We start from the raw sequence: 21,187 nt of genomic DNA, 5'->3' as shown, positions 1-21,187 counted from the left end.
CGGTCGGAATCGAGCCGAGGTCCGGAACGAGTCGTTCAGGAAGGGCGGTTGCGCCGCAGACGCGGCAACAGGCGGGGACCCGCGGCATACCGCCGCCGAATGGTCTCCGGATCGACCCCGGCGAAATACAGCAGCTTCAGGTACTGCATGAACACGATCATGCGCCAGACCCCGTGCGCGACAAGCCGCCGCGCGGAGGCCGTGGACGTCGCGGACAGCACCCGCAGCTCGCCGAGCCGGGCCAGGCGCCGTGACATCTCCAGGTCCTCCATGATGGCCAGATCCGGGAAGCCGCCGAGCGTGTCGAAGGCGGTGCGCCGGACGAACATCGCCTGGTCGCCGAAGACATGGTGCAGGCGGCGGGCGCGGGCGTTGGACGTCCGGGCCAGGCAGCCGAGGCCCGGGCCGCGGCGGTCGAAGCGCAGGGTGAGCCCGCCGCCGACCACGTCCGGATCGCGGAGGGCCGCGTGGATCTGGCCGAGGGCGGCCGGATCGATCCGGGTGTCGGCATGCACAAACCACAGCACCTCGCCGCAGCAGTGGCGCGCTCCCTCGTTCATCTGCCGGGCGCGGCCGCGTTCACCGCGTACGACCTTGGCGTGCGGGGCGGCGAGTTCGACGGTGGCATCGGTCGATCCGCCGTCGACGACCACGATCTCGCAGCCGGGGAAGTCCCGGCGCAGCCGGCGCAGCGCCGTCCGGACGGTGGCCTCCTCGTCGAGGACGGGCATGACGATCGAGATCTTCGGGTTGTCATCCGACAGGGCGGCCATGGAGGTGCCGGGCTGTGGGTCGGTCCGCGGGCCGCCCTCCGGCCCGGTCCTCGGCGAGGCACGGACCTCCACGATCGGGAGCAGCCTGCGCAGCGCCGCGTTCTCGGCCGGGTCGAGCACCGCATGCTGGACGCAGGCCGGTACGAGGGTGCCGTTCTCGGGGTGCGCCATGGCGTACGAGCAGGCCGCGAGGCGCTCCTGGGTCGTGCGCAGCCCGGGATCCCCGCTTGTCTCGCCGCGCCGCATCAACTCCCAGGCGGGCGCGACCTCTTCGGCGTCCATGAACAGATGCATCACGAACGTCACCGGCCGCACCCGGCCCCGGTGCCGCAGCATTCTGCCGATCCCGGCCCGGCGTACGGCACGGGTCAGCCAGCCCGCCGCGGTGACCAGGGCGGACGGGTGCCGGACAGCGATACGGGCCAGCTTGGCGGCGAGCAGCGCCGGCGGGGTCCCGGTGAAGTTCACCCGCCCCAGATGGCGGAAGAAGGCCTCGCGTACGGCGAGATCGCGCGGATCGGAGCCGTCGAGGAAGGGGAACCAGTGCTCGCCCACATAGAAGCCGTACGCGGTGCGGTTGCAGCGCACATCGCCGTTGTGAAAGACGTCGTGATCGAGGCGGGTGCCCGCGCCGCGCTCGATCTCCGCCCAGACCGCGTCCGGGGTGGCCTCGCGGTACCGCTCCTTCCAGCGCCGCTCGTCGCCGAGGAAGGCGGCGGGCTGGAAGGAGAACATGCCGTATCCGGCCGCGTGGTTGGCGCGGATGACCTCGGCGATCTCGTCGAGGTTGCCGGGCGTGACCGTCATGTTGTGCGCGAGGAAGAAGCGCACCCCGTGCTCGCGCTTCAGCCGCCGGAACATTCCGGCGAAGCCGCGCCGGTACGGATCCAGCTCCCGCTCGCCGTCCGGCCGTTCGATGCCGCGCCTGCCGTACATGAACCGGTCGAAGTGCGCCGCGAACGAGAGCCGGTCGAAGCGCCGCCGCCCGTCCGGGCCCAGGGCCAGCCGCTCCAGATAGCCGTAGTCGAAGTCGCCGTGGGTGAAGCTCATCGGCTCGCGGCCGTGTTCCGGCATGACGGCCAGCGCGGCGGCGTGGTCGTCGGGCGGCAGCAGGCTGACCTCGCCGCCGATCAGCTGCGTGTGGGCACGCGGGCCGCGCAGCCTGCGCAACAGGCCCATCTGGGCCGCGACCTGCTCGCGGGTGTGGGCGCCGTCGACACGTACCCGGTTGGCATCGCGGGAGTGGTAGCAGGGGGTGCACTTCAGATCGCACTTCGGGAAGACACCGTGCGTGCCCTCGCAGCCCACGCCGTGCCGCCCGATGATCTGGCCGGGCGTCCGCGCGGCCTCGGGGAGCTCCGCCCAGCGCCGCTCCATCGCCGCGGTGAACTCCTCGTCGTAGGGCCGAGTGGCGCGTTCGAGGGCGCGCAGGACCGCCAGGAATCCCCTCGCGCTCCTCGGCTCCCGCGCACGCTTCGCCTCCTCCTTCGTGTCCTCCGCCCCCTCGTGGGCGCTCATCGCCGCACCGCCCTGCGCAGGCCGAGCAGCGCCCCGGTGACCCGGCGGCCCCGAGCCAGCCGCGCGTACACCTCGGTGAGCGCCGCGTGCCAAGGGCCGTCCGCGTACGTCGGATAGGGGTGGACGGTCCTGGCGAACCGCGCCGGGGTCAAGCCCAGGCGGACCGCCGTGGCCAGATGCGCGATGATCTCCCCGGCGCGCGGCGCGACGACCGTGGCGCCGGCGATCCGCCCGCGGGCATCGAGGACCAGCACAGTGCAGCCGTCCGTGCGGCCCTCGGCCACCGCACGGTCGACGCGGTCGTGCTCCAGGACGAGCGTGCGCGCCCCTTCGGCGGCGGTGAGTCCGACCCGGGCCACCTCGGGATCGGTGTACGTCACCTGGGGCACCGCGCCGTGGTCGATGCGGCGCCGCACCCCGAGCAGCGCGTCGGTCACGGCGGAGGCGCCCTGGGTGGCGGCAAGGTGCGTGGAGGCCGATCTGCCGGTGACGTCGCCCGCCGCGTACACGCGCGGGTTGGTGGTCCGCAGCCGCGCGTCGAGCCGCAGCAGCCCACTTCCGTCCAACCGCACACCGGCGGCCTCCAGGGCGAGGCCGCCGGTGCCGGCGAGGCGCCCGGTGGCGACGAGCAGACGGTCGTACGGGACGGGGGTGCCGGGGCTGTACGAGTCACCAGGCGCGCTCGAACCGTGCACGTCGCCCGGGTCACCCGAACTGCGCACGTCGCCCGGGTCACCAGAACCGCGCACGTCGCCCGGGCGGTCCGAACCGCTCACACCACCACGTCCCCCGTACATCACCCCGCCGGTGACCTGCTCGACCCGATACCCGGTCAGCACCGTGACACCCTCCGCCTCCAGCCGTTCCCGGACGGTCCGAGAGGCGTGCGGCTCCTCGCCGGCGAGCAGTCGTTCCCGCACCTCGACGAGCGTGACCCGCGAGCCGAGCCGGGCGAAGGCCTGACCCAGCTCGCAGCCGATCGAGCCGCCGCCGAGCACCACAAGCCGTCCGGGCAGTTCCTCAAGCTCCCACACGCTGTCGCTGGTCAGGGGCTCCGCCTCGGCCAGGCCCGGCACGGGTGGCAGGGCGGGCGCGGAACCGGTCGCGATCAGCGCGTACCGGAAGGAGACCTCGCGCTCACCGGCCCGCAGCCCACGCGGCCCGGTGAAGACGGCCGGGCCGAACGCCACCTCCACCCCGAACTGAGCGAGCGCCTCGGCCGAGTCATGCGGTTCGACGGCCGCGATCGCCCGCCGGACCTCACCCAGCACCGCCGCGAGATCGACGGGTCCGGAGACCGCGGCGAGCCCGTAGCGCCCCACGCCGCGCGCGGCCCGCACCTCGGCGGCCACGTGCAGCAGCGCCTTGCTGGGCACACAGCCCGTCCAGAGGCAGTCGCCGCCGAGCCGGTCCCGCTCGACGAGCAGGGTGCGGGCCCCGAGCCGTCCCGCGGTGCGGGCGGCGGTCAGTCCGGCGCTGCCGCCGCCGATCACCACCAGGTCGTACGTCCCGCTGCCGTGCCGCGGCTCGGCCATGTCCATGGGACCGTCTCACCCGCCTCTCCTCGTCGCCCCGGCAGGGGCACCCGTGCCGCGGCTCCCGCCTTTCCTCGGCATTCGGCCTACGGCAGACATGCTCAGCCGTACCCGCTATACCGGACAATTCACAGTGAGCAGCAACAAGACGCGCCAATGCGGCGCCCTCGGCGCCCCACCGGCCCGCCACGACCGCGACGGTGCGGGTCAGCCGCCCGCCCGCTGCCGAGTGACGGGGACCGCGCCCGACCCAACCCGACCCAACCCGACCCGATCCGAGGAGCCCCAGCCGTGGACGAGTTGAGCGAGGACGACTGGCGCCGTTATCTCGCCGCGTACCACGATGTCCACGCCGGCATCACCGAACAGCTCTTCCGGCGCGCCGAGAGCTCGCCGTACGCCTGGCTGGCCGAGCTGCGGACCCCCGCGCCCGCCGGGCCGGTCCTCGATCTCGCCTGCGGCTCGGCGCCGCTGCGCGAGCTGCTGCCCGATGCCGATTGGCTGGGCGTCGACTCCAGCACGGGGGAGCTGGCCGCCGCCGCGCGGGCCGGGCGCGGACCGCTCGTACGGGCGAGCGCCGAGGCCCTGCCCGTGGCATCGGGCAGCATCGCGGCGGTCGCCGCGTCGATGTGCCTGCCGGTGCTCACGCCCCTGCCGCGCGTCCTCGCCGAGATCCGGCGGGTCCTGCGCCCCGGCGGAACGCTCCTCGCCCTCGTACCGGCCCGCCTCGGACCCAGCCCGATGGGCCTGCTCGCCTGGGCCAGGGTGATGCGCGCGCTCGGCGCGGCACGCCAGCCGTGGCCCAACCCGCAGGCACGCGACGGGCTCGCCGCGCTGCTGCGGCGCTCGGGATTCGAGGTCGAAGTCGACGAACGCAGGGTCTTCACCCTCCATCTGAGCACCCCCGAGGACGCGGCCCGCCTTGCCGAAGGCCTCTACCTCCCCGGTCTGACCCCCGAACGCGCGACCGCCGCCGAGCGGACCCTCACGGCCTGGGCCCGCTCCGGCAGGCGACTGCCGCTTCCTCTTCGGCGGGTACGGGCGACCGCCGTTCGGCGCTGAGCTTCGGATGCCGGATCACCGGGCCGATCCGGCATCCGAACCGTTCCGGAGTGCGTTTTGTTCCGGAGCCAGGGAAACCGGAACCTCCAGGGAATCCGGAACCTCCACGGAAACCGGAACCTCCGGGGAGACCGTCACCAAGGTCCCGCACGCAAACGCGGACCGCGGCCTCGTACGCCTGGCCCGGGGCAGGATCACCGTCCTGGAACCGGACCGCCTGCGCGACGAGTCCGGCTGGCCAGGGGTGGGGGTGGCGGTGGGTTCCGGGCTATGCGGGCTGTTCCGGCTCCAGGGAGTTGCCCGCGGGGATGCGGCCGCAGTCGGACCGGGCCCGGTCGCCGTCGAAGCGGGCGTCGAGCCAGGCCAGGGCCTTGGGGATCCAGGCCGCTGCCGTGCCCAGGTGGCTGAGGAGGTTGTGCTGGTCGTAGTCGATGGCGGGGCTGCCGGTGGCACAGTACTGGCGGGCCAGGGCGCGGACGTCGCCGGCGACCATGACGCCGTCGCCGGTACCGATGCCGGGCGGGCTGTTGAAGGTGCCCTCGAAGATGCCGCCGTTGCCCTGTGCGATGTAGCCGGGGATCGTGGGCGTCGCCGCGGAGCCGAGGTTGAGCTTGTTCACGGCCTCGACGAAGGGGGGAATCGAGTTGGGGTCCGTGTACTCGGGCTTCACCATCTTCTTCCACGTCAGGCCGGGGTACTGGGCCAGGACGTTGATGATGGAGGCCTTCTGGAGCTTGTCGAACAGCTCGTTCCCGTAGTCGCTGAGGTACGGGCGGAGGTCGAGGTCGTAGGAGCGGGCGACGCCGATGACCGCCATCGGCATGATGCCGGCCCATACCTTGCTGCCGGAGACGTACTTGAGGTTGTGCGCCGGGGCCACGAGCAGCCCGCCCTCGGCGAATCCGACCAGCTTCTCGTTGATCTCGGGGGCGTAGGCCGGGGCGAGAGCGGCCGCCCAGTTGGTGGCGATGGCGCCACCGGAGTAGCCGGCCAGGCCGAACCGGGTGCCGTCGTCCAGGCCGGTCTCCGGGGTGCGCAGGGTGGCGCGCAGCGAGTCGAGGGTGTTGGTCCCGTACTCCGGTCCGGCGGCGAAACTCGCCTGCTGGCCCTCGGTGTCCGGGATGATGACGGTGTAGCCCTGCTTCAGGGCGCTCGTCAGGAGCAGTGACTCGGCCTCCGCGATGAGGCCGCCGAGGCTGACGTCGCCGGCGATCACCCGGGACGGTCCGTGCTCGGGGTCGAGCGAGTCGTAGAAGGACTGGTACGACAGGGCCCGGTCGTTGTTGCCGTACAGGCTGCGTACGACCGAGGTCACGTTGGCGGACGGGCGGCCCTGGGCGTCGGTGCTGCGGTACAGGATCTGGACGGCCCGCACCGGTGTGGGGATGCCGGCGAAGTGGTACTGCAGCGTGCGCGTCCTGAGGACGTCGCCGGGGGCGTAGGAGGCCAGCGGCTTGCTGCCGTCGTAGCGGTAGAACGGGTCGCTCGCCGAATCGGCCGTCAGGCTCGCCGCGGCGATGACGTCCGGGGCTTTCGCGGGTGCTTCGGTCGGGGCGGCGGCAGCAGCGGGTGCGGCCGTGAGGATCAGTGACGCGGCGAGGGCTGCGGCCGACAGGCGGCCGGTTCTTCTGGGGATGACTCCACGCATGACTCCACCTGTTCACGAGGCGTGCACCTATGTGACTCGCGGGTAAGTTACCAGCGGTTAATGCGGCTGGGAAGGGATTGGGACGGCGGGGGGGAGAGAGTTCGCTGCGGTGCTCACTTTTGGCTGTGACCGGGCCGCGGATCTCGTGATACTCGGAGCGGCCGGGGTTTCCCGGTGCTGGTTCGTGATGGTTCGGATACGGGAGATGTTCATGGCTCGGGCAGTCGGCACCTTCGAGACTGAATGGGACGAGCACGTGCACGACGAGGAGCAGGGGGTGAAGAGGTTCAGCGCGACCGTGAGCAAGGTCTTCCGCGGGGACCTCGACGGCACCGCCTCCGTGCAGGTGCTGCGGACGGTGGGGCAGGTGCGGACATCGGCCGGTTATGTGGGGATGGAGCGGGTCAAGGCCACGCTGCACGGCAAATCCGGCACGTTCGTCCTGCAGCACAACGGGTCGATGTCGGCCGGGAAGCTCGGCCTGAGCGTGACGGTCGTGCCGGACTCCGGTACCGGGGAACTGCAGGGCCTGGCCGGTGAGATGACGATCGAGAACGCCGACGGAAAGCACTCGTACACCTTCGACTACACCCTCTGACCCCTGCTGACCCCTGCTGACCCCTGCCCCGAGCTCGGCCCTGTGATCGGCGGGGCCAGGTCGTCCTAGGAGATTCGCGTGACTGAATCCGAGATTTTCGCCGCTCTGACCCGGAACCTGGTCGATGTGCTGCCCGATCTCCTCGGTGTGCACATCACGGCCGACCTCACCATGCGGGAACTCGGGGCCAATTCCATCGACCGGATGGACGTCCTGATCGGCACCCAGGAGGAGCTGGGGGTGACGATTCCGGTCAGCGAGTTCGGAGCCGCCCAGGAACTCGGCTCCCTGGTCGCCGTCTTCGCCGAGTACACGAAGCAGGAGACCGGGCCGTCGGCGGGCGCGGGCCGGCGGATATGAACACCGCCGACGACGGCGTCGCCCTCAGCGGTGCCGCCGTGCTCACCCCGCTAGCCGAGGAGCTCGACGGCTTCCTGGCCGCGCTGCTCGAAGGTCGCAGCGCGGTGACACCGCAGGACGCCGAGGGGAGCATCCCGCTCGCGCGGCTCGGGGAGTTCACCCCGGCCGAGTGGGCGGCGCGGCATCTCGACGGGCGGCCGCAGAGCGCCGCGGCACTGCGCAGGCTCGTGGGGCGGGCCGCCGTCCCGGCCCGCACCGCGGCCTGCGTGGCGCTGAAGGCGGTCCTCGACGCGGGGCTGCCGACGGCCGAGGAGACCGGCGGCGGGCCAGGGCACTGGGGCGACGGCGCCGCCGTCCTGGTCGCGGGCAGTCAGTTCGCCCTTGCCCACCAGGCGCGGACCGTGCTCGCCCACCGGGACGCGCCGGCCGGGCTGCGCGCCTCGTACGCGCTGTCGCACATGGACATCGATGTCGTCGGCGCGGTGAGCGAACTGCTCGGCATACGAGGTGAGGGATTCGCCGTCGGCGGGGCATCCGCCAGTGGTGCGCTGGCCCTGGTCCAGGGCGCCCGGATGATCTCCGCCGGCTGGGCGGAACGGGTGGTCGTGGTGGCGCCGGTGGCCGAGCTCTCGGCGGCCGAGGAGGAGGCGTTCCGGCGCAGCGGAGCTCTGGCGCACGAGGGATTCCCGGACGCGCCCGAGCGGATGTGCCGGCCGTTCGACGTGGAGCGGAGCGGATTCGTACGAGGTGAGGGTGCCGCCGCGGTGGTGCTCGAATCCGTACGGGCGGTACGGGCCCGGGGCGGCGAGGTGAAGGCCGAGATCATCGGGCACGGGCAGCGGCTCGACGCCCGCAGAGGCACCGCTCCCGACCGGGAGGGGCAGGTCGCGGCGATGCGGGCCGCCCTGGCGTCCGCGGGTCTCGGCCCCGACGAGGTGGACTACGTGAACGCGCACGGGACCGGTTCGGTGCTCGGCGACGAGACCGAGGCCGCCTCACTGCTCGACGTCTTCGGCACCGGGGAAGCCGGCCCTCGACCCCTCGTCAATTCCACGAAGCCGCTGGTCGGGCACTGTCTGACCGCGGCCGGGCTGATCGAGGCGGTGGCCACGGTCCTGCAACTGCGGGCGGGCGTCTGCCATCCGAACCCGAATCTCGACAAGCCCTTCGAGCCCCGGCTCCCGCTGGTCGGCCGCGAGAGGCAGCAGCGACCGCTGCGCACGGCGCTCAGCAACAGCTTCGCTTTCGGCGGCATCAACGCATCCGTTGCGTTGCGGGCCGCATAGCCACGGTGTGGAGGCATCATCGTGACCGAGACCCGATACGGCTCCATCGGCTCCGAGTTGAGCGCCGTCCAGGTGTGGGTCTGCGGCAACGAGGACCTTCCGATGGACTTCGCCGAGACACTCGCCGTCCACTGGCTCGACGAGGGCGAGCGGCATACGGCCGGACGGTTCATCTTCGACCGCGACCGCGACCAGTATCTGGTGGCGCACACCTTCGTACGCCGGATCCTCAGCCTCGAACTCGGTATCCCCGAAGCAGAGCTGAGCATCGGACGGACGGAGAAGGGGCGGCCGTTCCTGGAGGACCGGGAGGCCGTCGCCCGCCGTTCCCGGGTACGCCCCGACTTCAACCTCTCCCACACGCGGGGCGTGAACGCGGTGGCGATCGGGCACGGGCGCCGCGTCGGCATCGATGTCGAACGCGTCGACCGGACCTCGCGCAGCCGGCTCGACCTGTTCTCCGGTGTCTTCTCCCGGCGCGAGCAGCGCTGGCTCGACGCCCTGCCGGAGGAACGCCGCCCCTATGCGCTGCTGCGGCTGTGGACCCTGAAGGAGGCGTACACGAAGGCGCGCGGGCTCGGCATGAGTCTGCCCTTCGACTCCTTCGACTTCACGCTGTCCACGGAGCGCGGCGTGCTCGAGTTCCGGCCGCCGCCCTGCGATGAATCCGGGCTCTGGCGCTTCGTCGAACTGCAGCCCTCGCCGCGGTCCCTGGTGGCTCTGGCGATCGACGTGAGCGGGGGCGCACCGGCCAGAAGGATCGAGATCCGGCACGGCTTCCCCTGGAAGCAGCCGGAACCGGTTCTGGTGACGCTGCCGCAGTCCCTGGTCGTCACCGAGGAGCACTACTGACCACCGACACGGGAGACAGCGTGAGGATTCGTCTGTACGACACCGGCGCCCGGCAGATCCGTGACTTCACCCCGCTCACCGAAGGCCGCCTCTCGGTCTACCTGTGTGGCGCGACCGTGCAGGCCGCTCCGCACATCGGGCACATCCGCTCGGGCCTGAACTTCGACATCCTGCGCCGCTGGTTCACGTACCGCGGCTATGACGTGACCTTCGTCAGGAATGTCACGGACATCGACGACAAGATCATCGCCAAGGCGGCCGAGCAGGGCAGGCCGTGGTGGTCGATCGGCTACGAGAACGAGCGGGCGTTCAACGAGGCGTACGACGCGCTCGGCTGCCTGCCGCCCACGTACGAACCGCGGGCGACCGGCCACATCACCGAGATGGTCGAGATGATGCGCGGCCTGATCGAGCGCGGTCACGCCTACGAGGCGGACGGCAGCGTCTACTTCGACGTGCGCTCGTACGAGGGATATCTGGAGCTGTCCAACCAGGATCTGGAGCATCTGATGCAGCCCTCCGGCGAGGGCGAGACGGGCAAGCGGGACGCCCGCGACTTCGCGCTCTGGAAGGCGAGCAAGCCGGGTGAGCCCGACTGGGAGACGCCGTGGGGCCGTGGCCGTCCTGGCTGGCACCTGGAGTGCTCGGCGATGGCCCACAAGTACCTGGGCAGGGCCTTCGACATCCACGGCGGCGGCCTGGACCTGATCTTCCCGCACCATGAGAACGAGATCGCCCAGGCCAAGGCGTACGGCGACGACTTCGCGAAGTACTGGCTGCACAACGCCTGGGTGACGATGTCCGGCGACAAGATGTCGAAGTCGCTGGGCAACTCGGTGCTCGTCAGCGAGATGACGAAGAAGTGGCGCCCGATCGTCCTTCGCTACTACCTCGGCACCCCGCACTACCGCTCGATGATCGAGTACAGCGAGGAAGCCCTGCGCGAGGCGGACGCGGCGTTCGGGCGGATCGAGGGCTTCGTGCAACGGGCCGCCGACTACGCGGGACGTCCGGTGGAGCCCGCGGCCGAGGTGCCGCAGGCCTTCGCCGAGGCCATGGACGACGATCTGGGCGTCCCGCAGGCGCTCGCCGTCGTGCACACCACGGTCCGGCACGGCAACAGCGCCCTTGCCGAGGACGACAAGGAAGCCGCCGTGGCCCGCCTCGCCGAGGTGCGTGCCATGCTCGGCGTCCTCGGCCTCGACCCGCTCGACGCGCACTGGGCCGCCCGGGGCGGGCGCGGGGAGGGCGGCTCCCGTTCGGGCGGGGCGCACGGCGGCGTGACCGACACCCTCATACGCCTGGTGCTGCAGCAGCGGGAGGCGGCCCGCGCCCGCAAGGACTGGCCGGCGGCGGACGCGATCCGCGACCGGCTGCAGCAGTCGGGCCTGGTCGTCGAGGACTCCCAGGACGGGCCGCGCTGGCACTTCGCCTGAGAGCGGCATCCCGGTTCCTCCGGGTTCGGGCAGACCTAGCCGAGACCCAAGGTCGGCCTGGCTGAATGACTGTTGCGAGAAGTCATCGGCTGACATTGGGGGGTAACGGTGTCCGTGGCGAAAACCCGTTCGGATATGGTCGCACGTGTGCCTGGGTCCGCGGCGCGGAGGTCCCTGGAATCAGTTCTCCTGGACGTGGCGCTGGCATCGCCGGACATACAGGTCCCGGCGCGCGACAACATCTACAACTGCGGTGACCACGACGAGTCCATCTATTTCCTCGTGCGCGGCATGGTCAAGTCGATGGCATGGTCGCGCGGTGGCAAGCGGTGCATGCTGGCGATCCACACGAGCGGTGAATTCTTCGGTGAAGTCGGCCTGTTGGGGACGCCGCGCCCGGACACCGCGATCGTGATGAAGCCCAGCGTCGTACGCCGGGTTCCCAAGGCGCGGCTGATCGCCTCGCTGCGGGGCGGTGACGTCCTGGACGACTTCAGTCTGCGGCTGATCGCGCGAATCGCGGAGAAGCAGCGGGTCATCATCAACATGGCCACCATGAAATGCGAGAACCGGCTGGCCGCCACCCTGCTCGAACTCGCCCGGAAAATGGGCTCGCGCGATGCCAGAGGGCTCGTCATGGAATGCATCACCCACGAGGATCTCGGGCTGATGGTCGGCACCACCCGCTCCCGTATCGGATTCTTCCTGAAGGCGTTCAGGGACAAGGGACTTGTCGATCTCAACGGGGACGGCACGATGGTGATCCATGAGCGGAAGGTGCTCGCCTATCTGGCGGAGGAGAGCTGAAGTCCGGCGCGGGAGGCCGGAATACGAAAGTGGGGGTGGCGCGAAAATTCGCGCCACCCCCACCGGCCGTTCCCGGCCCCTGCCCCGCCGGTCAGCGCGCCGCCACGGTGGGCTCCGGACGCTCCCCGCGGGCCTCCGCGGCAGCCGCGAGCAGGGACCGGGTCCACGGGTGCCGAGGCGCCGAGAGGACCTCGCCCACCGGGCCCTGCTCGCAGGTGAGTCCTTCGTGCAGGACCACCGTCCGGTCCGCGGCGGAGGCGAGCACCCCGAGATCGTGGGTGATCAGGACGACGCCGAGGCCCAGTTCGCGGCGCAGTCCCGCGAGCAGGTCGAGAATGGCGGCCTGTACCCGTACGTCCAGGCTCGACGTCATCTCGTCGCAGATCAGCACATCGGGGCCGGCCGAGAGCGCCCGGGCGATGGAGACCCGCTGGCGCTGGCCGCCGGAGAGCTCACGCGGGTAGCGGGCGGCGAGGGCCGGGTCGAGTTCCACCTGGGTGAGCAGCTCCCGCATCCGCCCGTCCGCCGCCTCGGCGTCCAGGCCGAGCAGATGACGCAGCGGACGCAGCAGCGTACTGCCCACCGTTCGGCGGGGGTTGAGCGAGCCGCTGGAGTCCTGGGGCACCAGCTGGATACGGCGGCGCAGCTCGGGGGAGCGCGCGCGCAGCGCGGCCGGGAGTACGTCGCCGTCCAGCGAGACCGTGCCCGCGGAGGGCACATGGGCCCCCGTCAGGCAGCGGGCGATGGTGCTCTTGCCGCTGCCGGAGATACCGAGCAGTGCCACGGACTCGCCGCGGTGCACGTCGAAGGAGATGCCGGAGACGACCTCGCGGCGCCCCCTGCCGCGCCCGTGCGCCGCGCCCAGTTCGGTCACCCGCAGCAGGGGCGCGGACGGTGCCGGGGCGGTGCCGGGATCGGTGGCGGGTTCGGTGGTGGTGGCGGTGGCGGCTTCCGGGGTCGGCGTCGGCGTCAGGGTCGGGGTCGGGGTCGCGCGGATCAGTTCGCGGGTGTACGCGGCCGACGGGTTCTTCAGGGTTCCGGGCAGCGGGCCCTGTTCCACGATCCGGCCCTGGTGCATGACGACGAGCCGGTCGGCGGTGCCGGCCACCGACAGATCGTGGGTGATGAGGAGCAGAGCCAGGTCACGGGCGTCGGTCAGGCCGTCGATCTGCTGCATGACGGCGCGCTGGGCGTGGGCGTCGAGGCCGGTGGTCGGTTCGTCGAAGACCAGCAGGCCGGGCATCGCCGAGGTGCTGCGGGCCAGTGCGAGCCGCTGCTGCTGGCCGCCGGACAGCTGGTGCGGGAAGCGCCGCTGGAAGGCCGCGTCGGCGGGCAGCGCGACCTCGGCGAGGCGGCGTGCGACCTCCTCGGCCGAAGGCGTGGCGGACAGTTCGGTGAGCTGGCCGCGTACCCGCAGCGTGGCGGTGAGCGCGGTGGCCGGGTCCTGCGGGAGGTACGAGACGACGCGGCGGCGGTGGCGGCGCAGGGCCGCGCCACGCAGGGAGAGCACGTCCTGCCCGTCGACCTCGATCCGGCCGGCGGTGACAGTCAGGCCCGGTCGCAGGGCGCCGAGCAGGGCGAGGGCGAGGGTGGTCTTGCCGGAGCCCGACTCGCCGACGACACAGACCCGTTCACCCCGGTGTACGCGGAGGGAGACATCGTCGAGGATGGGCTTGCCGCCCGGGCCGGTGATGGTGAGGCCCGAGACCTCGACCAGCACCGGACCGTCGGTGGGCATGACTTTCGCACCGTCGGCGGGCATGACCTCCGGACCGTCGGCGGGTACGACCTCCGCGCCGCCGGCGGGCACGCCCTTCGGACCGTCGGTCTCTGCCGCCGCTGCGGCCAGTGACTCGATCGCCGGCCCGACGGACGGCTGGGTGGGCAGCGCAGGGTGGAGACGGGTGGTCTTGTTCACTGTCCGATCCTTGCTGAGAGGCGGTCAAGGAGACGGTTGGCGCAGACGGTCAGCACACTCAGACAGACGGCGGGGGCCAGCACCGCCCAGCCGTTGAGCGAGATCCCCTCCATGTTCTGGCTGATCATCGCCCCCCAGTGGGGCGCCGCGCTGCCGAATCCGAGGAAGCCCGCCGAAGCGGTCAGGGTGATGGCGATCGCCAGCCGGGTACCGGCGTCCGCGAGCACGGGCCGCACGATGTTGGGCAGCACGTCCCGCAGCAGCACGGAAACGGTGCTCTCGCCGAGCCCCGCCGCCTGCTCCACGTACGAGTGCTGTCTGACCTGCGCCGTCGAGGCGGCCGCGATCCGTGCCACGAACGGCACACCGACCAGGGCCACGACCGTGATCAGGGTCAGCGGTGAATTGCCCCAGCCGTTGAGCAGCACCAGGAGCACGAGCACCGGGGGCAGCGCCAGGAACAGCGCGTTGAGCTGTCCGATCACGGTGTCCAGACGCCCGCCGATGTAGCCGGCGAGCATCCCGATCAGGGTGCCTAGCACGGCGGTGAGGACGGTCGCGATCACCGGGACGAGCACCAGCTCGCGGCCGCCCGCGAGCAGCCGGGCCGCCACGTCACGCCCCGAGGCGTCGGCGCCGAGCAGCAGCCCGGCCCGCGCGGCCGCGTAGGGTTCGGCGCTGATCCGCTCGGGATCCGGGCCGACGAGCCACGGCCCGGCCACCGCCACCAGAGCGATGGCGAGGCCGGGCAGCGCGCCGAGCGCGCCGAGGATCCGGCGCGCCGGCGTACGGGCGGCCCGGGTGGCGGGCCCTTCGGGTTTCTCAAGGAGTGAAGCCTTCATACGGCGGCCGTCCTCAGTCTCGGAGTGGCGAGCAGGGCGATGACATCGGCCGCGGCGAGCGCCAGGATGATCACGCCGGCGAGCAGCAGCCCCACCCCTTCGAGCACCGGGGTGTCATGGTGCTGCACCGCACCGACGAGCACCCCGGAAAGACCGGGATACGAGAAGACCTGCTCCACCACGGCCGTACCGCCGAGCAGCCCGCTGATCAGCCACGCGAAGGCGTGCGCGCACGGCGGCACGATCGCCGGCAACAGATGCCTGCGCAGCACGACGCTCTCCGGCAGCCCGGCGAGGCGCGCCGCCTCCACCGAGGGCAGGGAGTTGGCGTCGATCACGGTCGAACGCACCAGGCGCGCGGCCCAGGCGACCGCGAAGGCCGAGAGCGCGGCGACCGGCAGGACCAGGGCCTCGGGACGGTCCCAGACCCGGCCGCCGATCGGCGGCATCGCCACCGCGGGCAGCAGCCCCAGCATCGTGGAGAACACCAGGGCGAGGATGCTCGCGGTGACGAACTGCGGGATGGACACCAGCGTGACCGAACCGCTCGACAGGAGCCGGTCGATCCGGGAGCCGGGCCGCAGCCCGGAGACCGTGCCGAGCACCAGCGCGAGCGGCACGGCCACCAGGGCCGACAGGAGGACGAGCAGGCCCGTCTCCATGAACGGCTCCGCGATCAGCTCGGTGACCGGCTGCCGGGAGAACATGCTGGTGCCCAGATCACCCTGGACGGCCGCGAAGAGCCACTCCGCCCAGCGCAGCGTCCACGGCCGGTCCAGCCCCCACTCGGCGCGCAGCGCCTCGATCTGCTCGGGCGTGGCGTTGACCCCGAGCGCCGCGGCGGCCGCATCGCCCGGCAGCACCTCGGAGCCGGCGAAGAGCAGCATCGATACGGCGAGGAACAGCCCGCAGGCCGCGATCAGCCGCCGCAGCACGAACCGGGCGACCGTCATGAGAACGTGGCGCGGTCGAACATGGCGGCCGACTGGTTGACGTACACGCCCTCGATGCCCTTGCGTGCGGCATCGGGCTGCTCCTGGAAGCCCCAGAGCAGGTCGCCGCCGTTGTCGTAGAACTCCTGCTGCAGATCCTCGAAGGCCTTCTCGCGCGCCGTGTCGTCGGTCGTGGTCTGGGCGATCGCGAGGCGGCGCCACCAGTCCTTGCCGGTGCCGGTGACATTGAACGGCGCCTTCTCGTGGGTGACCGCCGCCAGGTGCACCGCGGCGGGCCGGTTGATGTAGTAGAAGGCCTGGAAGGGGTGCGTGGCCAGGGACTTGAGGTCCGCGTAGTAGGCGTCGGCGGGCACCTCGTCCAGGGTGAGCTCCACGCCCGCCTCGGCGAGCTGCTGGGCGAACAGGCGGCTCGCGCTGAGCATGCCGGGCACGATGTCGGAGGTGCGCAGCGTCAGCTTGCTGACCCCGGCCTCCTTGAACAGCCGGCGTGCCTCGGCGACATCGCGCTTGCGCGGCGCGATACCGGGCGCGTAACCCGGCAGGCCCTTGCCGATGACGTCGTCCGCCGGGGTGCCGAGCCCGAGCAGCGACTTGGCGACCAGTGCCTCACGGTCCGCGGCGAGCCGCACCGCGCGGCGCACCTTCGGGTCGTCGAAGGGCTTGAGCCGCTGGTTCATCGCGAAGGACAGGCCGTTGGCGTTGGCGACGCCGCTGCGCTCGATGCGCAGCGAACCGTTGCCGCGTTCGGCGCGGGCGGAGGCGGCGCCGATGCCCACGGCGTAGTCGATCTGGCCGCTCTTGAGGGCGTTGAGGCGGGCCGTGGGATCGGCGATCCGGCTGATCTCCAGGGTCTGCACGGTGGGCTTGCTGCCCCAGTAGTCCTTGTTGGCGACCAGACGCACCGTACGCTCGTCGCTGGAGTCCAGCCTGTACGGGCCCGAGCCGACCGCCTTCTTGAAGTCCTTGGTGCCGTCGGGGAAGACCACGGAGAACACGACGAGCACGCTCTCCTTGAAATCGCCCCGGGGACGCTTGAGCGGCACCTCCAGGGTGTGCTCGTCGACGACCTTGATGGCGGCGGTGTCGACGTCGGAATAGACCGAGGCGCGGTTGCTCGGCGGGGTGGCGACCGTCTTCATGCTGAACGCCACGTCGGCGGCGCGCACCGGGCTGCCGTCGTGGAACGTGACGTTCTTGCGGACCCGTATGGTCCAGCGGGTGGCGTCACCGTTCGGTTCGACGGACTCGGCGAGGCTGTACGCGTACCCGCCCTCCTTGAGGACCATCAGCGAGTCGTAGACGTGGCGCAGCGCGATCAGGCTGGCGCCGATGGAGCTGGAGCGCGGGTCGAGGCCGCTGCTGTTGGTGGCGTCCGCCGCGGCGATCCGCAGCAGGGAGGCCTTCGCCTTGCCGCTGCTCGTGGACTCGTCCGAGGGGCCGCAGCTCACCAGCGCGCCGGTGCCCACGGCCGCGCCGACGGCGGCGCCGAACTGCAGGATGCGGCGGCGGTTGAATTCTGGGTTCCTGGTCATGAGGTGCGTTCCTCCGAAGTGGATCGGCGGGGAGGCCGCCGTCTGGCAAGTGGCGTGGGGGGTGGTGCACAAGGGGGGGCGGGGCCGGGGGCCGGCTCAGGCGTGCGGGGGAAGTGCCTGCGCCGGTCCCCGGGCTGCCGGGGTGAGCGTCCGGGCCGGGGCCCGCGGAGTGGGCGTCCGGCCCGAAGGCCGAGGTACGGGCTTCCGGTCCCGGATCAGGTCTGCGGTGTGAACACCACGGGCAGCGCGGTCAGACCGCGCATGATGCGGGTGGGGCGCCAGGTCAGTTCCCCGGCGGGGCAGCCCAGCGCGATGTCCGGCAGCCTGCGCAGCAGCGCCCCGACCGCCACCTGGCCTTCGAGCCGGGCGAGCGGCGCACCGACGCAGTGGTGGATGCCATGGCCGAAGGCCAGGTGCGGGTTGTGGGCGCGCGTCACGTCGAGCTCGTCGGGACGGTCGAACTCCGCGGGGTCCCGGTGCGCCGAGGCGATGGCGGCGGTGACCACGGAGCCCGCGGGGATGACGGTCCCCGCGATCTCCACGTCCTCGACCGCGACCCGCATCGTGGACAGTTCCACCGGCGGGTCGTAGCGCAGGAACTCGTCCACGGCCGTCACCAGCAGCTCCGGCTTGTCCCTGAGCAGCTCCATCTGGCCGGGATGCGTGAACAGCGCCAGCATCCCGTTGTTGATCAGGTTGACCGTGGGTTCCTGGCCCGCGCTGAGCAGCAGCATCGCCGTGGAGATCAGCTCGGTCTCGCTGAGCCGGTCCTCGGCGTCCCGGGCCGCGATCAGCCCGCTGAGCACATCCGGCTGGGCGGCGGCGCCGTCCGCCTCGCCGAGTGCGGCGCGCTTCTCGGCGAGGAGCGCGGTGAAGAACTCCCGCATCAGGGCGTAACCCTCCTGCGGGCCCATGGTGTTCTCGTCCACCTGGTCCGGGGCGGTCAGCATCGCGGTGGCCCACACCCGGAAGTCGCTGCGGCGTTCCGCCGGGACGCCCAGCATGTCGCAGATGACCGCGACGGACAGCGGATGCGAGAAGTCCTCCACGAGGTCGGCCGAGCCGCGGGCCGCGATCCGGTCGATCAGACCGTCGGCGATCTCCTCGACGCGCGGACGCAGCGCTTCCACGCGTCGCATGGTGAAGGCCTTGCCGACCAGGCGGCGCAGCCGGGTGTGGTCCGGCGGATCGGTGTTGAGCAGGTGGTAGAGGTAGTCCGCCTTGTCGTCCTTGTCGCTGGTGACGTAACCGGCGCTGCGGAGCTTCTCGTAGGCCTTCTTGGGGTCCTTGGAGAGCCGTTCGTCGGTGAACGCGTCCCGCGCCTGCTCGTAGTTGAGGATGAGCCAGCGCTCCAGGCCGTTGGGTTCCTTGACGTGCTGCACCACGGTCCGCTCACGCATCTCGGCGTACATCGGATACGGATCGACGCGGGGGCCCGTGGGCAGGACGGGCGGCTCCTCGGCGCTCTGCTGGGACGGCGTCATCTGGGGCTCCAATCGGATACGGGCGCGATGAACGTTCGAGCGCCGTTCGGCCGCTCGATGGTCCGGGGCGTGGCGCGGCGCCGTCTGCTCCAAATTGAGCACGGCCGCACATCGGTGGTGAACACGGCCGGGCTCCGCTTCAGGACCGGCTTCCCGCCAGAGCCGCCGAGGGCCGTGCGGGCACCTTCGCCGGGCGCGGACCGTGCAGAAATGAGCAGAGGCCGCCGTCGTGCGCCCTTAACGTGACCGCGCCGGACCCTCCGGCGGCGTGCTCCGCCCGGGAACGGCTGTCGGCAAGGTGGAATTCAGGAATCCAACACAAGGGGAGCCCGTATGTCCGTGTCGCTGGAAAACGAGATACCCGCGGCGGGCAGCCGCCCCGCCGCATTCCGGCCGGCCCGCCACCAGACCTCCGTACCGGAGGAGCAGCTGCTGAACTCGGCCGACGCGGGGATTCTCATCCACCGGGTCGGACAGCTGAAGTACGAATTCCGCGAGGAGGGACTCGACTTCTCCTCGGAACTCGTGGAACTGATCAACTCCAAGCAGGCCGGCTACATCTCCATCTTCCACTTCGAGGAACTCTTCGGTACCCACAACCGCCTGCACTGGCTCCTCCACCTCAAGCGCCCCGACGACTACGCGCGCATGCTCGACATGGTCGACCACAGCGACACGTGGCGGGACGTCTCCCAGCGCAACCGGCTGCCGCGCAAGGGCGGCGGCAACTGGGAGCGGATGTTCGTCGAGGGCAGCATGTCGGAGACGATCATCTGCCCGCAGCACGGCCTGAGCGCCCATGACGAGCACGACGAGCACGACGACCACGACCACTCCGGCGACACCTTCCAGCCCGCCGCCTTCCACCAGACCACGCTCCCCGCCGAGCGCCTCCTCAACTCGGTCAACTCCGCCCTGACCGTGCACCGCACCTTCCGCGTGCCCTACGCGCTGCGCGAGGAGGCCAGGGTCTTCGCCTTCGAGTGGTGCGGCTACGTCAACAAGGCCCTGGAGGGCGAGCTGACCGCCTTCCTGTACGAGGAGATGTGGGGCCAGCAGGACACCCTGCACCTCTTGCTGCACGCCGCCTCGCTCGACGTCTACCACCGGCTGCTCGAACTGGAGCGCGGCGACCAGGGGCTGCGCGCCCTGCGGGCATCGCAGCGGCTGCCCGAGTCCGCGGGCGGTGCCGTCTGGCACAACACCCTCATCGAGGGCAGCCAGCGCGACACCCTGTGGGTCCCGGTACACCGCCGCACCGGCACCGAGGGCGGGCGGACCGCCGGCGCCGAGGACAGCCGCTCCGGCACGGAGGGCATCCGCACCGCCGATGCCGAGGGCACGAAGCCGTGAGCGCCGGCATCGAGGCCGTCAACGTCTACACCGGCCGCGCCATGATCGAGTCCCGCACCCTGTTCGAGGCCCGCGGCCTCGACACGGCCAGGTTCGACAACCTGATGATGAGCGAGAAGTCGGTCAACCTGCCCTGCGAGGACCCCGTCAGCAACGCCGTGAACGCGGCGAAACCGCTGGTGGACGCGCTCACTCCGGAGGAGCGCGGTCGGATCGAGGCGGTCGTCGTCGGCACCGAGTCCGGCCTCGACTTCGGCAAACCGCTCAGCGCCTACGTGCACGACCAGCTCGGCCTGTCCAGGCGCTGCCGCTCCTTCGAGGTCAAGCACGCCTGCTACGGCGGCACCGCCGCGCTGCGCACCGGGCTCGGCCTGCTCGCCTCCTCCGCCGTCCCCGGCGCCAAGGCGCTGGTGATCGCCGCGGACGCCGGCGGCGAGGTCACGGACATGCCGTACTGGGAGCCCTCGCACGGTGCCGGTGCCGTAGCCATGCTGCTCGGCGAGGATCCCGCCGTACTCGCCCTCGACCCGGGCGCGGTGGGCCTGCACAGCTTCGAGGTGATGGACACCTGCCGCCCCCGGGCCGACCTCGCCGCGGGCGACTCCGACGTCTCGCTGCTCGCGTATCTGGAGTGCCTGGAGTCCTCGTTCACCGACTACCGGGACCGGGTCGAAGGCGCGGACCTGATGACCACCTTCGACTACCTGGCCTTCCACACCCCGTTCGCCGGCATGGTCAAGGGTGCGCACCGCCAGCTCCTGCGCCGGGCCGCGAAGGCCGGATCCGCGGTGATCGAGGAGGACTTCACCCGGCGGCTCGCGCCCTCCCTCGCATGGTGCTCGCGCATGGGCAACACCTACTCGGCCGGCCTGTACGTCGCGCTGTGCTCGCTCATCGAGCACGGCGACTTCGCCGCGCCGCGCAGGATCGGCCTCTTCTCCTACGGCTCCGGCTGCACCTCCGAGTTCTTCAGCGGGGTCGTCACCCGCCGGGCGCAGGAGCAGCTCGCCGAACGCAAGATCGGCGCGGCGCTCGACGCGCGGCTGCCGCTCACCTTCGGCCAGTACGAGAACCTCGCCGGCCACACCCGGCTCGCCATGGCCGGGGTACGCGACCAGGTCTTCGACCACGCCCCCTACCGGGAGGTCTACGACGCGGCCCTCGACGGCCGCGGCCTGCTCGTACTCGACCGGATCGAAGGATTCCACCGCAGCTACCGATGGAGTTGAC

Annotated in this window: 17 protein-coding genes; 9 read left to right on the top strand and 8 right to left on the bottom strand. The window is 71.5% G+C overall.

The window, feature by feature from the left end:
• Positions 1-35: 35 nt before the first annotated feature.
• Together ACLF6P_RS07925 and ACLF6P_RS07920 are read right to left on the bottom strand one after the other, a co-directional pair.
• Positions 36-2,291 carry a TIGR04283 family arsenosugar biosynthesis glycosyltransferase gene (locus ACLF6P_RS07925; protein WP_415949126.1) on the bottom strand — a complete coding sequence of 752 codons (2,256 nt, stop codon included), beginning with the start codon at positions 2,289-2,291 and terminating at the stop codon, positions 36-38.
• Positions 2,288-3,832, bottom strand: a complete 1,545-nt coding sequence (locus tag ACLF6P_RS07920) for a dihydrolipoyl dehydrogenase family protein (RefSeq protein WP_415949125.1) — start codon at positions 3,830-3,832, stop codon at positions 2,288-2,290. The genes ACLF6P_RS07925 and ACLF6P_RS07920 overlap by 4 nt, the downstream gene beginning before the upstream one ends.
• Before the next feature lie 285 nt (positions 3,833-4,117).
• Here ACLF6P_RS07920 and ACLF6P_RS07915 point away from each other — a divergent pair, with 285 nt between their 5' ends.
• A complete protein-coding gene (locus ACLF6P_RS07915; protein WP_415949124.1) occupies positions 4,118-4,888 on the top strand; it encodes a class I SAM-dependent methyltransferase in 771 nt (256 codons plus the stop codon).
• A 268-nt stretch (positions 4,889-5,156) separates the two neighbouring features.
• On the opposite strand, the gene ACLF6P_RS07910 is transcribed toward ACLF6P_RS07915, so the two are convergent.
• On the bottom strand, positions 5,157-6,536 hold the full coding sequence (locus tag ACLF6P_RS07910) for a lipase family protein (RefSeq protein WP_415949123.1): 1,380 nt from the start codon (positions 6,534-6,536) through the stop codon (positions 5,157-5,159).
• 211 nt (positions 6,537-6,747) lie between these two features.
• Between ACLF6P_RS07910 and ACLF6P_RS07905 the strand changes: the two genes are divergently transcribed.
• The 6 genes from ACLF6P_RS07905 to ACLF6P_RS07880 all read left to right on the top strand — a co-directional run bounded on the left by ACLF6P_RS07905 (position 6,748) and on the right by ACLF6P_RS07880 (position 11,875).
• Positions 6,748-7,134: a DUF3224 domain-containing protein gene (locus tag ACLF6P_RS07905; RefSeq protein WP_415949122.1), complete on the top strand. Its 387-nt coding sequence runs from the start codon at positions 6,748-6,750 to the stop codon at positions 7,132-7,134.
• Positions 7,135-7,212: 78 nt separating this feature from the next.
• Complete coding sequence (locus ACLF6P_RS07900) at positions 7,213-7,494, top strand: phosphopantetheine-binding protein (protein WP_415949121.1); 282 nt, start codon at positions 7,213-7,215, stop codon at positions 7,492-7,494.
• Positions 7,491-8,780: a beta-ketoacyl synthase N-terminal-like domain-containing protein gene (locus ACLF6P_RS07895; protein WP_415949120.1), complete on the top strand. Its 1,290-nt coding sequence runs from the start codon at positions 7,491-7,493 to the stop codon at positions 8,778-8,780. Before ACLF6P_RS07900 ends, ACLF6P_RS07895 begins: the two co-directional genes overlap by 4 nt.
• A 21-nt stretch (positions 8,781-8,801) precedes the next feature.
• Positions 8,802-9,632: a 4'-phosphopantetheinyl transferase family protein gene (locus tag ACLF6P_RS07890; protein WP_415949119.1), complete on the top strand. Its 831-nt coding sequence runs from the start codon at positions 8,802-8,804 to the stop codon at positions 9,630-9,632.
• A gap of 20 nt (positions 9,633-9,652) precedes the next feature.
• Positions 9,653-11,068, top strand: a complete 1,416-nt coding sequence (gene cysS, locus ACLF6P_RS07885) for a cysteine--tRNA ligase (protein WP_415949118.1) — start codon at positions 9,653-9,655, stop codon at positions 11,066-11,068.
• A gap of 147 nt (positions 11,069-11,215) precedes the next feature.
• Positions 11,216-11,875: a Crp/Fnr family transcriptional regulator gene (locus ACLF6P_RS07880; protein ID WP_415949117.1), complete on the top strand. Its 660-nt coding sequence runs from the start codon at positions 11,216-11,218 to the stop codon at positions 11,873-11,875.
• A 91-nt stretch (positions 11,876-11,966) separates the two neighbouring features.
• Here ACLF6P_RS07880 and ACLF6P_RS07875 read toward each other — a convergent pair whose 3' ends face one another.
• From ACLF6P_RS07875 to ACLF6P_RS07855, 5 genes are all read right to left on the bottom strand, one after another.
• Positions 11,967-13,793 (bottom strand): ABC transporter ATP-binding protein, encoded by a 1,827-nt coding sequence (locus tag ACLF6P_RS07875; RefSeq protein WP_415949116.1) that lies wholly within the window; start codon positions 13,791-13,793, stop codon positions 11,967-11,969.
• Positions 13,790-14,635, bottom strand: a complete 846-nt coding sequence (locus ACLF6P_RS07870; RefSeq protein WP_415949115.1) for an ABC transporter permease — start codon at positions 14,633-14,635, stop codon at positions 13,790-13,792. The genes ACLF6P_RS07875 and ACLF6P_RS07870 overlap by 4 nt, the downstream gene beginning before the upstream one ends.
• Positions 14,632-15,588 carry an ABC transporter permease gene (locus tag ACLF6P_RS07865; protein WP_415949114.1) on the bottom strand — a complete coding sequence of 319 codons (957 nt, stop codon included), beginning with the start codon at positions 15,586-15,588 and terminating at the stop codon, positions 14,632-14,634. Before ACLF6P_RS07865 ends, ACLF6P_RS07870 begins: the two co-directional genes overlap by 4 nt.
• Complete coding sequence (locus ACLF6P_RS07860; protein ID WP_415949113.1) at positions 15,585-17,120, bottom strand: ABC transporter substrate-binding protein; 1,536 nt, start codon at positions 17,118-17,120, stop codon at positions 15,585-15,587. Before ACLF6P_RS07860 ends, ACLF6P_RS07865 begins: the two co-directional genes overlap by 4 nt.
• A gap of 215 nt (positions 17,121-17,335) precedes the next feature.
• A complete protein-coding gene (locus ACLF6P_RS07855) occupies positions 17,336-18,604 on the bottom strand; it encodes a cytochrome P450 family protein (RefSeq protein WP_415949112.1) in 1,269 nt (422 codons plus the stop codon).
• A gap of 333 nt (positions 18,605-18,937) precedes the next feature.
• Here ACLF6P_RS07855 and ACLF6P_RS07850 point away from each other — a divergent pair, with 333 nt between their 5' ends.
• Together ACLF6P_RS07850 and ACLF6P_RS07845 are read left to right on the top strand one after the other, a co-directional pair.
• Positions 18,938-19,957 (top strand): DUF6039 family protein, encoded by a 1,020-nt coding sequence (locus ACLF6P_RS07850; RefSeq protein ID WP_415949111.1) that lies wholly within the window; start codon positions 18,938-18,940, stop codon positions 19,955-19,957.
• On the top strand, positions 19,954-21,186 hold the full coding sequence (locus ACLF6P_RS07845; RefSeq protein WP_415949110.1) for a hydroxymethylglutaryl-CoA synthase family protein: 1,233 nt from the start codon (positions 19,954-19,956) through the stop codon (positions 21,184-21,186). Before ACLF6P_RS07850 ends, ACLF6P_RS07845 begins: the two co-directional genes overlap by 4 nt.
• The last annotated feature ends 1 nt before the right edge of the window (position 21,187 follow it).

Source organism: Streptomyces lothianensis, assembly GCF_047779955.1.
Classification (GTDB): domain Bacteria; phylum Actinomycetota; class Actinomycetes; order Streptomycetales; family Streptomycetaceae; genus Streptomyces.
This window is presented reverse-complemented; position numbering and strand designations above follow the sequence as displayed.

Coding starts and splice junctions, on each gene's coding strand:
- ACLF6P_RS07925 (WP_415949126.1), bottom strand. CDS start 2,291: ATGAGCGCCCACGAGGGGGCGGAGGACACGAAGGAGGAGGCGAAGCGT.
- ACLF6P_RS07920 (WP_415949125.1), bottom strand. CDS start 3,832: ATGGACATGGCCGAGCCGCGGCACGGCAGCGGGACGTACGACCTGGTG.
- ACLF6P_RS07910 (WP_415949123.1), bottom strand. CDS start 6,536: ATGCGTGGAGTCATCCCCAGAAGAACCGGCCGCCTGTCGGCCGCAGCC.
- ACLF6P_RS07905 (WP_415949122.1), top strand. CDS start 6,748: ATGGCTCGGGCAGTCGGCACCTTCGAGACTGAATGGGACGAGCACGTG.
- ACLF6P_RS07895 (WP_415949120.1), top strand. CDS start 7,491: ATGAACACCGCCGACGACGGCGTCGCCCTCAGCGGTGCCGCCGTGCTC.
- ACLF6P_RS07870 (WP_415949115.1), bottom strand. CDS start 14,635: ATGAAGGCTTCACTCCTTGAGAAACCCGAAGGGCCCGCCACCCGGGCC.
- ACLF6P_RS07865 (WP_415949114.1), bottom strand. CDS start 15,588: ATGACGGTCGCCCGGTTCGTGCTGCGGCGGCTGATCGCGGCCTGCGGG.
- ACLF6P_RS07860 (WP_415949113.1), bottom strand. CDS start 17,120: ATGACCAGGAACCCAGAATTCAACCGCCGCCGCATCCTGCAGTTCGGC.
- ACLF6P_RS07855 (WP_415949112.1), bottom strand. CDS start 18,604: ATGACGCCGTCCCAGCAGAGCGCCGAGGAGCCGCCCGTCCTGCCCACG.
- ACLF6P_RS07850 (WP_415949111.1), top strand. CDS start 18,938: ATGTCCGTGTCGCTGGAAAACGAGATACCCGCGGCGGGCAGCCGCCCC.